This window comes from Methylobacterium sp. WL120 (assembly GCF_008039465.1).
Lineage (GTDB): Bacteria > Pseudomonadota > Alphaproteobacteria > Rhizobiales > Beijerinckiaceae > Methylobacterium > Methylobacterium cerastii.
Genome location: NZ_VRUT01000019.1, coordinates 1 through 12,689, shown reverse-complemented (window position 1 = coordinate 12,689; position 12,689 = coordinate 1). Strand labels below are relative to the sequence as shown.

The window sequence follows — 12,689 nt, the reverse complement described above, 5'->3', positions numbered from 1 at the left end:
GTCGCGAAGGCAAGCCGAGGGCAGGGCCCGGCGGAGGACTGGCATGAGGCGGCGAACTGGCGTCCGCCCCGAGAGTGCGGCACACAGCGCGGGCCCCCGCAACCCGGAGTTGCCGATGACCGCCCGCCTGTTCGAACCGCTCAAGCTCGACGACCTGACGCTGGAGAACCGCATCCTGATCGCGCCGATGTGCCAGTACTCGGCGCGCGACGGCGAGGCGACCGACTGGCACATGATGCATCTCGGGCAGCTCGCGATGTCGGGCGCCGGGCTGCTGACGCTGGAGGCGACGGCGGTGTCGCCCGAGGCGCGCATCACGGCGTGGGACCTCGGGCTCTATTCCGACGGCTGCGAGCGGGCCTTGGGCCGGGTTCTGTCGGCGATCCGCGACTACGCGCCGATCCCGGTCTGCATCCAGATCGCCCATGCCGGCCGCAAGGCGTCGAGCCAGGCGCCGTGGGACGGCGGCCAGCAGATCGCGCCGGAGCATCCCTACGGATGGCGCACCGAGGCGCCGTCGGCGCTGGCGCACGGCGACGGCGAGGTGGCGCCCCACGCCCTCGACGCGGCGGACCTCAAACGCATCCGCGACGACTTCGTCGCGACCGCCAAGCGCGCGGTGCGCCTTGGGATCGAGGCGTTCGAGTTGCACGGCGCCCACGGCTACCTGCTCCACCAGTTCCTCTCGCCGCTCGCCAACCAGCGCACCGACGCCTACGGCGGCAGCCTGGAAAACCGGATGCGGTTCCCGCTGGAGGTGTTCGAGGCCGTGCGCGCGGTGGTGCCCGCGGGCCATCCGGTGTGGATGCGGGTCTCGGCCACCGACTGGGTCGAGGACGGCTGGGACCTGGAGGAGACCGTCGAACTCGCCCAGCGCCTGAAGCGGGCCGGCTCGCCGGCGATCCACGTCTCCACCGGCGGCGTCTCGCCGAAGCAGGCGATCAAGCTCGGGCCGGGCTACCAGGTGCCCTACGCCGAGCGGATCAAGGCCGAGACCGGGCTCGCGACCATGGCCGTCGGGCTGATCACCGAGCCGGCCGAGGCCGAGGCGATCCTGGCCGAGGGCCGGGCGGACGCGATCTCGCTCGCCCGCGCCATGCTCTATGATCCGCGCTGGCCCTGGCACGCGGCGGCCGAGCTCGGCGCGACCGTGCGGGCGCCCAAGCAGTACTGGCGCTCGCAGCCGCGGGCCTACAAGGACCTGTTCAAGGACCCGACCTTCGGACAGCGCTGATCGCGCTGAGCACCGAGCCTCGATCGCCCGGGCCTCGCCTCGGGCGCGCGATTCCGGTATCGGCTCGGGCCGCAGGCCGGCCGCGGCCTGTCCTGCGCAGCCCGTCCTGCGCGGCCAGTCTTGGATGTGCGAGATGCTGGCCATCGGCCTGACCCTGTTCCACCCGAGCCGCGACCAGGTCGACGACATCGTCCGGCGCTACGCCGGAAGCGCGCATCCGGTCCTCGCCTTCGACAACGGCGGCCTCGGACCGGTGGATCGCATGAAGCTCGAGGCGGCCGGCGTGCGCCTGCTGTCGGCCGAGACCAATGTCGGCGTCGCCGCCGCGCTCAACGCCGTCGTCGAGGCGGCGGCGCGCGGCGGCGCGGACGCCGTGCTCCTGCTGGACCAGGACGCGCAGGTCGGCTCGGACATGGTCGCCGCCCTGGCCGGGGCCCGCGACCGCCTGCTGGCCGAGAACCGTCCTTGCGCGGTGGTCGGCCCGGTGCCGGGGCGGGCGAACGACGCCGCCAAGCCCCCGCGGTTCCGGCAACGCCCCGGCCGCGAAGCGGTCGGCACGCTGCTGCCGGTGGAATTCCTGGCCACCTCCGGTTCGCTCATCGACGTGGCGGCGTTCCGCGCGGTCGGGCCGTTCCGAGCGGACTACTTCATCGACGGCGTCGAGCTCGAATGGTGCTTTCGCGCCTGGAGCGCCGGCTATGGGTGCTGGATGACGCGGGAGGCCACGATCGGCCACCGCGTCGGCGGCGGCACGATCCGCGCGTTCGGCATCGAGATGCCGCGCCAGCCGCTGTTCCGCATGGCGACGTACCTGCGCAACTCCGTCTACGGCTGGCGCCTGCGCCACATCCCGCTGCCGTGGAAGCTGCGCCAGCTCGCCTACCTCCCGCTTCAGGTCGCGCTGTACTGGCGCGACGGCGGCTACCGGCCGGCGGTGCTGCGGCGGCTCGCGCAAGCGGTGCTCGACGGCTTCCGTGGCCGGCTCGGGCGCCCGGCCGACGCGCCATGACGGCGCCCCTCGCCCAAGGGCCGGCCGAGATCGACGTCGTGATCGTCAACTGGAACGGCGGCGCCCTGGTGCGCGCCTGCCTCGCGAGCCTGGCTGCCGCCGGCGAAGACCCCGCAAAGGCGGTGGTCGTCGTCGACAACGCCTCCGTCGACGGCTCCGCCGACGGGCTGGAGCGGCCGGACCTCCGGCTCACCGTGCTGCGCAACCCCGACAACGCCGGGTTCGGCCGCGCCTGCAACCAGGGTGCCGCGCTCGGCCGGGCGCCGGCGATCCTGTTCCTGAACCCCGACACCGAGGCCGGGCCGGACGCCCTGCGGCTGGCGCTGGCCGCGCTTGCGCAAGACCCGACCGTCGGCGTCGTCGGCGCGCAGCTGGTCGACGGCGCGGGTCAAGTGCAGCGGATGTGTGCGCGGCGTCCGAGCGCGAAAAGCTTGATCGGACAGGAACTCCACCTCGACCGGCTGCTGCCGGGGCGGGTGCCGACGCACTTCATGACGGAGTGGGACCACGCCGCGTCAGGGCCGGTCGATCAGGTGATGGGCGCGTTCCTGATGATCCGGCGCTCGCTGTTCGAACGGCTCGGCGGCTTCGACGAGCGCTTCCACGTCTATTACGAGGACGTCGACCTCTGCGCCCGCGTCTGGGATGCGGGCTTCACGGTCCGCCACCTCGCCGAGGTGACGGTCCGGCACGACGGGCAGGGGACGACCCGGCAGGTGAAGGCGCGGCGCCTGTTCTATATCCAGCGCAGCCGCATCCTCTACGCGGCCAAGCACCATGGCTTTGCGACGGCGCTGACGCTCGCGGGGGCGACCTTCGCGTTCCACCTTCCGCTACGGCTCGGGTTGGCGCTGCTGCGGCGCTCGCCGCGGGAGGCGGGGCAGGTCGTCCACGCCGCCCTGCTGCTCGCCGGCGCGATGCCGGGCCTCCTCGTGCGGCTTCGCCGCGCGCCCTGAATTCGAAGGCGGCCCACGCCGCGCGCGCCGATCGCAGAAGGATCTCATGCTTCACGGACAGAAGATCGCCGTCGTCCTCCCGGCCTACAACGCCGAGGCGACCCTGCGGCGGACGTTCGACGACATCCCCAAGGACATCGTCGACGACATCATCCTGATCGACGACGCGAGCCGTGACCGGACGGCGGCGCTCGCCGAAAGCCTCGGCATCCACACCATCCGGCACGAACGCAACCGCGGCTACGGCGGCAACCAGAAGACCTGCTACCGGGCGGCGCTGGCGCGGGGCGCCGACATCGTCGTCATGCTCCACCCGGACTACCAGTACGCGCCGCGCCTCGTCACCGCGATGGCCTCGATGATCGTGTCCGGCGAGTACGATGCCGTCCTCGCCTCGCGCATCCTCGGCAAGGGCGCGCTGGCAGGCGGGATGCCGCGCTACAAGTACGTGGCGAACCGCGTGCTGACGCTGCTGCAGAACATCCTGATGGGCCAGAAGCTGTCGGAATATCATTCCGGCTATCGCGCCTGGAGCCGCCAGGTGATCGAGACGATCCCCCTCGACCGCTGCTCGGACGACTTCGTGTTCGACAACCAGATGCTCGCCCTGGCGATGCACGCCGACCACCGCATCGGCGAAATCTCGTGCCCGACGCGGTACTTTGCCGAAGCCTCGTCGATCAACTTCCGGCGCAGCGTCGTCTACGGGTTCGGTGTGCTGGGCACCGCCTTCGCTTACCGTCTGCACCGCCTCGGATTGCGGCAGGACCCGCTCTTCGCGCCCGCCGAGGGGACGCGCGTGCGACCGGTGGCCGAGACGCCGCGGCGATGAGAGTCCCGGACGGCCTGATAGGCGCCGCCGACCTGCGTCTCTGGCTCGGCGCGTTCCTGCTCCTGGCGATGCCGCTCTGCCTCGTGCTCGCGCTCGCCGTCCCCCTCGGCGAGGTCGCGGACGAACCGTCTCACCTCATGCGCGCGGCGAGCCTCGCCCAAGGCCAGCTCGTCGGGCATCGCGAGACGATCACCCGGCCCGACGGGCGGGCGGCAATCGCGGCGGGCGTGCGCGTCGACCGGGTCTGGGAGGCGCTCGCCCGCACGCGGGAGCCGGCCGACGCCCGGATCGCGGCGGCGCCGGTCGATCCGGCGGTCGGCACCGGTCCCTGGGGCGGTGCCGGCGCCTTCGCGCCGCTCTACACGATCGCCACCTACGTCCCCGTCTTCTACGGGCCGGCGGCCGCGGGTCTCGGGCTCGGCCACGCCCTCGATCTGTCGGCCCGCGCCTCCGCCCGGCTCGGACGCCTGTTCAACGTCGCGGCCTACGGGCTGGTCGGCGCCTGCGCCCTCGTGCTGGCGCGGCGCGGGCGGGCCTGGCTCTTCGCCGTGCTCGCCCTGCCGATGGCGCTGTCGCTCGCCGCCTCGTTCAACCAGGACGGCCTGATCGTCGCCACCGCGATCCTCGCCGCCGCACTCCTGACCGTCGAGACGGATGCGCCGCCGGGCAGACGGCGCTACGCCGCAGCGGCCGTGCTCGTCGCCCTGATCCTGCTGGCGAAGCCGCCCTACGCGCCGATCGCGCTGATGCTGCTTCTGCCGCTCCCAAGTGGGACCTGGCGGCAGGTCGGCGCCGGGCTGCTGCCACGCCTGGCATTAGTCGCGGCGGTCGTGCTGCCGGCTGCGCTCTGGACCGTGTACGCCACGGCGACCATCGCAACGCCGGTGCCACGCGCGGCCTACGAGGCGGGTCCGCTCTGGCAGGGCGAGCGTCCGGCGACGTTCCTCGGCACCGATCCGGCAGCACAGCTCCGCGTGCTGACGGCGGATCCGGTCCGCTTCGTCACCGTGCCGGCGCGCTTCCTCCTTTCGGTGAAGCACCTGGTGATGCTGTCCGAGGGCACGGTCGGCATCCTCGGCTGGCACGATCGCCACCTGCCCAAAATCGTCGTCTGGCTATGGATCGCCGCGCTCGCCACGGCCGCCGCCGGCTCCGGAGGACGACGCGAGGGCGGGGCGTCGCTCGCGCTGATGGTCTTCGCGGCGGGGCTCGCCTTCTGGCTCGTCCTGCTGTCGCAGTATCTCAGCTGGACGAATGTCGGCGATCCCCGCGTCGACGGTCCGCAGGGGCGCTACCTGCTGCCGATCCTGCCGCTGTTCGCGCTCACAATGGCGAACGCCGCGACCGGATCAAGGCGCCGCGTTCTCCGGTTCGCGCCGATCGCGCTCGCGGCCATCGGGCTCGCCGTTGTGCCGTTCGCGACCCTGTGACGGGCGCGACCTGATGACGTGGTGCCCGGTGCCTCAGGCGGCGCGCCAGCGTAGGGCGGCACCGTTGCCGAAGGCGCGGCCGTAGAGGTCGCCGTAGTTGGCGGCGGCCTCGTCCCAGCCGAAGGTGCGCGACATCGCCGTCCGGCGCATGGCGTTGAGCCGCTTCTTCTGGGCGAAGGTGTCGAGCGCCCGGCGCACGGCGCCGGTGAAGCCCCGCGGCGACGGGTCGGCGAAGGTGAAGCCGGTGACGCCGTCCTCGACCGTGTCGGCCAGGCCCCCGGTGCGTCGCACGATCGGCAGCGAGCCGAAGCGCTGGGCGTACATCTGCGCAAGGCCGCAGGGCTCGAAGCGCGACGGCATCAGCAGGAAGTCGCTGCCGGCGAACATCCGGCGGGCGTCCCGCTCCTCGAACCCGACGTGGACGCCGACCGAATCCGGGTGGCGGCGGGCGAGGCCGCGCAGCGCATCCTCGAACCGGGCCTCGCCCTGGCCGATCGCCACGAGCTGGCCGCCCTCGGCGACGATGGTCTCCGCGGCCTGGATCGAGAGGTCGATGCCCTTCTGGTGCACGAGGCGCGAGACGATGGCGAAGAGCGGCCCGCGCGAGACCGCGAGCCCGAACTGGCGCCGCACCGATTCGGCGTTGGCGCGCTTGCCCTTCCAGTCGTCGGCCTCGAAGCGGGTGGCGAGGTGCGGATCGGTGCGCGGGTCCCAGCTCTCGTCGATGCCGTTGAGGATGCCGGCGAGCCGGCCTTGCGCCGCCCGCGTCCGCAGCAGGCCGTCGAGGCCGCAGCCGGAATCCGGCGTCAGGATCTCGCGGGCGTAGGTCTCGCTCACCGTGGTGACGTGGGTGGCGTAGTACAGGCCCGCCTTCAGGAACGAGAGCTGCCCGTAGAACTCGACGCCGTTCATGTCGAAGGCGTCCTCGGGCATGCCGAGGCGGGCCATGGTCTCACGCGGAAACAAGCCCTGGTAGGCGAGGTTATGGATCGTCAGCACGCTCGGCACGCGGATGCGGCGCCAGGCGAGGTAGGCCGGGGCCAGCGCCGACTGCCAGTCGTTGAGGTGGAGCAGGTCGGCGGCCCAGGCGGGGTCGGCACCCTGCGCGATCTCTGCGGCCGCGAGGCTCAGCCGTGCGAAGCGCAGGTCGTTGTCGGAGAAGTCGCCTTCGGCGTTGCCGTAGGGCGTGCCGTCGCGCTCGTACAGGTCGGGGCTGAGCAGGACGTAGATGCGAAGGCCGTCGCCGGTCTCGACGAGGCCGAGATCGCAGGGCGGGACGCCGGCGAACCCGTCGAGCCGCGCCACCACGGGCATGGACGGGAACGCCTCCACCACCTGCCGGTAGCCGGGGATCAGGACGCGGACGTCGTACTGCTTGCGCAGCGCCCGCGGCAGCGCGCCAGCCACCTCGCCGAGACCGCCGGTCTTGACGAAGTCGGCCATCTCCGGCGTGGCGTAGAGGATGCGGGGCTGCAGTGCGGTGCGAAGGTCGGGCAGGGCGTTCGACGGCGTCGGGATCGGCCGGAGGGCGTTCGCAGAAGCGGAATGGAACGCTTGGGGCTCGACCATCAACGGGATTCCGCGTCGTGCGGAACGGTCCTGGCGCACCGCTTCATCCGCAACCGATCTCGACATTGCCAACGCCCTCGTGCCCCGCCGGTTTCCGCTGCGACGCACAATCTAGGCCAGCAGACCGTTAATGGGCGGTTCATCGCATTGCACTGCGGCATAAGCGTTCGCACGCCTAGATCCTGCGCAGGATCAGCCCCTCGTTCAGCCCGAGTTCGACCGTTGCGGCGGTGCGCTCCCCGCCGCGATGGCCCCGGGTCGACAGCACCACCGTCCAGGTTTCGTCGCCCTTCAGGTCGAGGGCGTGCGCCGCCTCGCCGAAATTGAGCAGGATGCGGAACACGCCGTCCGCGGAAAAGCGCTCGTAGGCGAACACGTCCGCGGCGCTGGCCGCGACGCCGCGATAGGCGCCCACCGACAGGGCCGCGTGCTCGCGGCGTAGGGCGAGGAGCCGACGATAGAGCGTGAGGATCGAGGTCGGGTCGTCGCGCAGGGCGTCGACGTTCCGGGTCGCCGCATCCGGCGAGAGCGGCAGCCAGGGCTCTGCGGTGGAGAAGCCGGCATGGGCCTCGCCGTCCCACTGCATCGGCGTCCGCTCGGGGTCGCGGCCGTGGCCGGGCTCGTTGCGTTCCCACGGGTCGCGGACCCGGTCCGGCGGGATCGGCACGTGGGCGAGCCCGATCTCGTCGCCGTAGTACAGCGTCGGCGTGCCGCGCAGCGTCAGCAGCAGCATCGCCGCGATCCGCGCCTGATCCGGTCCGACGCGCGCGGCGATGCGCGGCTGGTCGTGGTTGCCGAGCACCCAGTTCGGCCAGCCGCCCTCGGGCAGGGCCGCCTCGTAGTTCGCGACGAGGTCGGACACCGCCTCGGCGGTCCACGGCGTCTGGATCAACTGGAAGTTGAACGGCATGTCGGCGCCGCTCAGATCAGGGCCGTAATAGGCCATCAGCCGCTCCATCGGCAGGTAGATCTCGCCGATCAGCACCCGCTCGCCGTAGGGGCGCAGCACCGCGCGCATCTCGGCGATGACGTCGAGGACCTCCGGGCGGTCGGCCGAGTAGACCTGGGCGAAGCGGTTGATCTCCGCCTGCTCGGGCGAGAAGTCCGGGTTCTCCGGGTTGTCGCGAAATCCGGCGTCCTTCATCAGGTGCCAGATCACGTCGACGCGGAAGCCGTCGACGCCGCGGTCGAGCCAGAATCGCAGGGCGTCGTGCATGGCGGCGCGGACCTCCGGGTTGCGCCAGTTCAGGTCGGGCTGCTCGCGCAGGAAGGCGTGGTAGTAGTATTGCCCGGTCGCCGGATCGAGCGTCCAGGCCGGGCCGCCGAAGTTGCTGAGCCAGTTGTTGGGCGGGCCGCCATCCGGCGCCGGATCGCGCCAGATGTACCAGTCCCGCCGCGGGTCCGTTCGCGAGGCGCGGCTTTCGGCAAACCACGGATGCGTGATCGCGCTGTGATTCGGTACGAAGTCGAGAATCACCTTCAGTCGCCGCCGGCGGGCTTCTGCAACGAGGTCGTCGAAGTCTGCCAGCGTGCCGAAGAGCGGGTCGATTCCACAGTAATCCGCCACGTCGTAGCCATAATCGGCCATCGGCGAGGGATAGATCGGCGAGATCCAGACCGCGTCGACGCCGAGCCAGGCGAGGTGTTCGAGCCGCGCCGTGATCCCGCGCAGGTCGCCGATCCCGTCGCCGTCCGTGTCCTGGAACGAGCGCGGGTAGACCTGGTAGACGGTGCCGCGCTTCCACCAGACGGTATCGGCCATGGACGATATCCCCGAAGTTGACAGGCCCCGGCTTTAGCGTCTCCGCAGGCAGGGCGCGATGGGACCAGGGTTCACCCAGAGTTCAACACCGGCGTGACAAAGTCCTGTCGGGTTTGGGTGCGACGGTGCTTGTGTCTGAAAGGACACAAAGGCGGACAAGATCGCCGCCGCCGACATGGTCGGACTCCGGCGACGCCTCGACAAGACCGGTGAGCGACCGCAGGATCGTCGATCCTCAGGTGGCGAGGTCGAGAACCGCCGAAGGACGCAAGTGGCGCTCGAGACGCGAAGACGCGCCGGCGCGGACGATGGGGGATTGCACGTGCTGAAAGACGCTATCCTGGCACCCGCACCCGGTGAAGACCGGTCCGATGCACCGGAGCGGACGACCCATGCGACGTTCCGCGAGCCCGCCGTCTGGGACAAGCCGGCTCAGCCCGCCTCCGGCGACGCCGTCGCCGACCTTCGCGAGGCGATCCGCGGCAAGCTCGCCTACGCCATCGGCAAGACCCCCGAGACGGCGCGCGAGCGCGACTGGTTCGCCGCCACCGCGCTTGCGCTGCGCGACCGGATCGTCGACGCCTGCCAGGCGACGGACGCGTCGGTGCCGAACAAGCGCGTCTACTACCTCTCCCTCGAATTCCTGATCGGTCGGCTTTTGTCCGATGCGATGAACAACCTCGGCCTCGTCGAGACCACCCGCGCCGCGTTGCAGAGCCTCGGCGTCGACCTCGGCACCGTGGAGGGCGCGGAGCCCGACGCGGCGCTCGGCAACGGCGGCCTCGGGCGGCTGGCGGCCTGCTTCATGGAGAGCATGGCGAGCATCGGCATCCCGGCGATGGGCTACGGCATCCGCTACGATCACGGCCTGTTCCGGCAGACCTTCGAGGACGGCTGGCAGCGCGAGGCGCCCGAGACCTGGCTCGCGGAAGGCAACCCGTGGGAGTTCGCGCGGCCGGACGCGACCTACACGATCGGCTTCGGCGGCCACGTCACCATGGCCGCGGTGTCGGACGGCGTGATCCGCCGGCACTGGTATCCCGCCGAGACCGTGCTGGCCGTGGCGCACGACGTGCCGGTGGTCGGCTGGAAGGGCAAGACCGTCAACACGCTGCGGCTCTGGAAGGCCGAGAGCGAGGCGCCGGTGGAGCTGGCGCAGTTCAACGGCGGCGACCACGTCGGCGCGGTCTCCGCCCGGATGCGGGCCGAGGCGATCTCGCGGGTGCTGTATCCGAGCGATTCCTCCACCGCCGGCCAGGAGCTGCGCCTGCGCCAGGAATACTTCTTCACCTCCGCCTCGCTGCAGGACCTCGTCCGGCGGCACGTGGCCGAGCGCGGCGACGTCCGCTCGCTGCACGACCACGCCGCGATCCAGCTCAACGACACGCATCCGGCGATCGCGGTGCCGGAGCTGATGCGCATCCTGCTGGAGGATCACGGCCTGCAGTGGGAGGACGCCTGGCACGTCACCACCAACACGCTGCACTACACCAACCACACCCTGCTTCCGGAAGCCCTCGAGACCTGGCCGGTGGAGCTGATGGAACGGCTGCTGCCGCGCCACATGCAGATCATCTACCTGATCAACTGGATGCACCTCGAAGAGCAGGGCCGCCACGGCCGGCAGGGCGAGACGAACTTCGCCGCCCACCTCGCCTCGGTCTCGCTCATCGACGAATCGCAGGGGCGTCGCGTGCGGATGGGGCACCTCGCCTTCCACGGCGCCCGCCGGGTGAACGGCGTCTCCGCGCTCCACACCGACCTGATGCGCTCGACGGTGTTCCGCGACCTGCACGCCCTCGACGGCGACAAGATCGTCAACAAGACCAACGGCATCACCTTCCGCCGCTGGCTCCACAACGCCAACCCCGGCCTGACCCGGCTCGCGGTCGAGGCCGTCGGCCCCGGCGTCCTCGACGACCCGGGCCTGCTGCGCGGCCTCGATGCCTTCGCCGAGGATCCGGCCTTCGTGAAGCGCTACGCGGCGGCCCGCTTCAGCCGCAAGCAGGCGCTCGCCGAAATCATTGCCGAGCGCACCGGGATCGAGGTCGACCCTTCGGCCCTGTTCGACGTGCAGATCAAGCGCATCCACGAATACAAGCGCCAGCTGCTCAACGTCATCGAGACGGTGGCGCTCTACCAGGCGATCAAGGCCGAGCCGCACAAGGATTGGACGCCCCGCGTCAAGATCTTCGGCGGCAAGGCGGCGCCGAGCTACAGCCAGGCCAAGCTGATCATCAAGCTGGCGTTGGACGTCGCCAAGACCGTCAACGACGACCCCGAGGTCGCCGACCGGCTGAAGGTGGTGTTCCTGCCGAACTACTCGGTGAGCCTCGCCGAGGCGATCATCCCGGCCGCCGACCTGTCCGAGCAGATCTCGACCGCCGGCATGGAGGCGTCGGGCACCGGCAACATGAAGCTCGCGCTGAACGGCGCGCTCACCGTCGGCACGCTCGACGGCGCCAACATCGAGATCCGCGACCACGTCGGCGCGGACAACATCTTCATCTTCGGCCTCGACGCCGCCGGCGTGCAGGCGCGCATCACCGAGACCAACTACGCCCAGAAGGCGATCCAGGCCTCGCCGCGCCTGGCCGCCGCCCTCGACATGATCGCCTCGGGCCGGTTCTCGCCCGACGAGCCGAACCGCTTCCGGCCGCTCACCGACGACCTGCGCCACCGCGACCAGTACCTGCTCACCGTCGACTTCGACGATTACTGGCGGGCCCAGCGCGAGATCGACGCCGCCTGGAAGGACCAGGCGCGCTGGTGGGCCATGGCGATCCGCAACACCGCGCGCATGGCGTGGTTCTCCTCCGACCGCTCGATGCGGGAATACGCCGAGGAGATCTGGCGGGTGCAGGTCTAAGCGCGGCTTCGCCGGTTTCGATCCTGGGTCGGGGCGGACGGCCTCCTCAACCGTGCAGGTCGCACGCGGGTCCCCTCTCCCGAGCGGGAGAGGGGCAGGGTGAGGGACGAGAACCGTCCGGAGAGGTCACGACCCTCACCCCAAGCCTCTCCCCATGGGAGAGGGGGCCGCGCGGTGCTTCGAGCGATCCATCCGGGACCGTCGCGCGGCGATGCGTGAAACACCGCGGCCCGAAAGCGTCAAACAAGGCGGCGCGGCGCGCGGTCTACGCGTCGACCAGAACCGGGTAGCAGCGCGCGCCGACGGCGGCGGCCAGCACCTGCACGGCGCCGACGGTCGAGCTGTCGCCGGCCACGTGCACCACGTCGGTGGCTCGGAGCGCCGGAAGGTGGGCGGTGAGCGGGCCCGGCCGCACGTCCGGCGGTCGCTGGCGGCTCCGGTCGGCGCTGAGCACGATGCGCCCGACGCCGGTGGCCCGCAGCCATTCCAGGCTCTCACGCATGTAGAGGTCGAGAGGATCGCGCGCGCCGACGACGACGCACATGTCGCGGGTCGGCTCGATGTAGCGCGCCGCCCGGGCGATCGACCAGATCTGGCCGAAACCGCAGCCGGCGGAGACGAGGACGAGGCGCCCGCCGCCGGGGCGGTACTGAGCCCGACCGACCGGTCCGCGGACCTTCACGTCGGCGTGCAGCGGCAGCGAGTCGGCGAGCGACCAGCCGTCCTCGTCCCGCGCGAGGTGGAACACGAGCTCGTTCAGCTCCGCCGAGCCGTCGACCCGCAGGGTCGGGCACAGGGTGCGCAGGCCGACGCCGTCCAGCGCGAGGGCGACCTGGGCGCCGGGGCCGAGCGGCAGGTCCTTGTTCAAGGTGACGACCAGCTCGATTACGTGTGCGGTCAGTGCGCGGACGTCGGTGACCGTGCCCGTGCGCATCGCGACGGCGGGCGCCGGCTCCTCGGCCTGCGCGAGGATCGCGGGGCCGGCGGGCAGGGCCAGCCGGATCGGGTCGGTGCGCTCGCGCCGGCCC

General features: G+C 71.4%; 9 protein-coding genes. 6 read left to right on the top strand and 3 right to left on the bottom strand.

Annotated features, from left to right (window positions below; all coding sequences use genetic code 11):
* Nucleotides 1-115: 115 nt before the first annotated feature.
* The 5 genes from FV229_RS06055 to FV229_RS06035 all read left to right on the top strand — a co-directional run bounded on the left by FV229_RS06055 (nt 116) and on the right by FV229_RS06035 (nt 5,461).
* Nucleotides 116-1,234, top strand: a complete 1,119-nt coding sequence (locus tag FV229_RS06055; protein ID WP_147751098.1) for an NADH:flavin oxidoreductase/NADH oxidase — start codon at nt 116-118, stop codon at nt 1,232-1,234.
* Between the two features lie 133 nt (nt 1,235-1,367).
* Nucleotides 1,368-2,243 (top strand): glycosyltransferase family 2 protein, encoded by an 876-nt coding sequence (locus FV229_RS06050; protein WP_246688071.1) that lies wholly within the window; start codon nt 1,368-1,370, stop codon nt 2,241-2,243.
* Nucleotides 2,240-3,199, top strand: a complete 960-nt coding sequence (locus FV229_RS06045) for a glycosyltransferase family 2 protein (RefSeq protein ID WP_147751096.1) — start codon at nt 2,240-2,242, stop codon at nt 3,197-3,199. Before FV229_RS06050 ends, FV229_RS06045 begins: the two co-directional genes overlap by 4 nt.
* A 46-nt stretch (nt 3,200-3,245) precedes the next feature.
* The gene (locus tag FV229_RS06040) at nt 3,246-4,031 is read left to right on the top strand and encodes a glycosyltransferase family 2 protein (RefSeq protein WP_147751095.1); all 786 of its coding nucleotides are present in this window, start codon (nt 3,246-3,248) and stop codon (nt 4,029-4,031) included.
* Nucleotides 4,028-5,461 (top strand): DUF2142 domain-containing protein, encoded by a 1,434-nt coding sequence (locus FV229_RS06035; protein WP_147751094.1) that lies wholly within the window; start codon nt 4,028-4,030, stop codon nt 5,459-5,461. Before FV229_RS06040 ends, FV229_RS06035 begins: the two co-directional genes overlap by 4 nt.
* A gap of 33 nt (nt 5,462-5,494) precedes the next feature.
* On the opposite strand, the gene glgA is transcribed toward FV229_RS06035, so the two are convergent.
* Complete coding sequence (gene glgA, locus FV229_RS06030) at nt 5,495-7,030, bottom strand: glycogen synthase GlgA (protein WP_147751093.1); 1,536 nt, start codon at nt 7,028-7,030, stop codon at nt 5,495-5,497.
* 175 nt (nt 7,031-7,205) lie between these two features.
* On the bottom strand, nt 7,206-8,792 hold the full coding sequence (locus FV229_RS06025) for an alpha-amylase family glycosyl hydrolase (RefSeq protein ID WP_147751092.1): 1,587 nt from the start codon (nt 8,790-8,792) through the stop codon (nt 7,206-7,208).
* A 322-nt stretch (nt 8,793-9,114) separates the two neighbouring features.
* Between FV229_RS06025 and FV229_RS06020 the strand changes: the two genes are divergently transcribed.
* A complete protein-coding gene (locus tag FV229_RS06020; RefSeq protein WP_147751091.1) occupies nt 9,115-11,661 on the top strand; it encodes a glycogen/starch/alpha-glucan phosphorylase in 2,547 nt (848 codons plus the stop codon).
* A 265-nt stretch (nt 11,662-11,926) separates the two neighbouring features.
* Here the strand turns inward: FV229_RS06020 and FV229_RS27290 are convergent.
* A partial coding sequence (locus tag FV229_RS27290) for a ferredoxin--NAD(+) reductase (RefSeq protein WP_187275072.1) occupies nt 11,927-12,689 on the bottom strand: 763 nt, incomplete at its 5' end.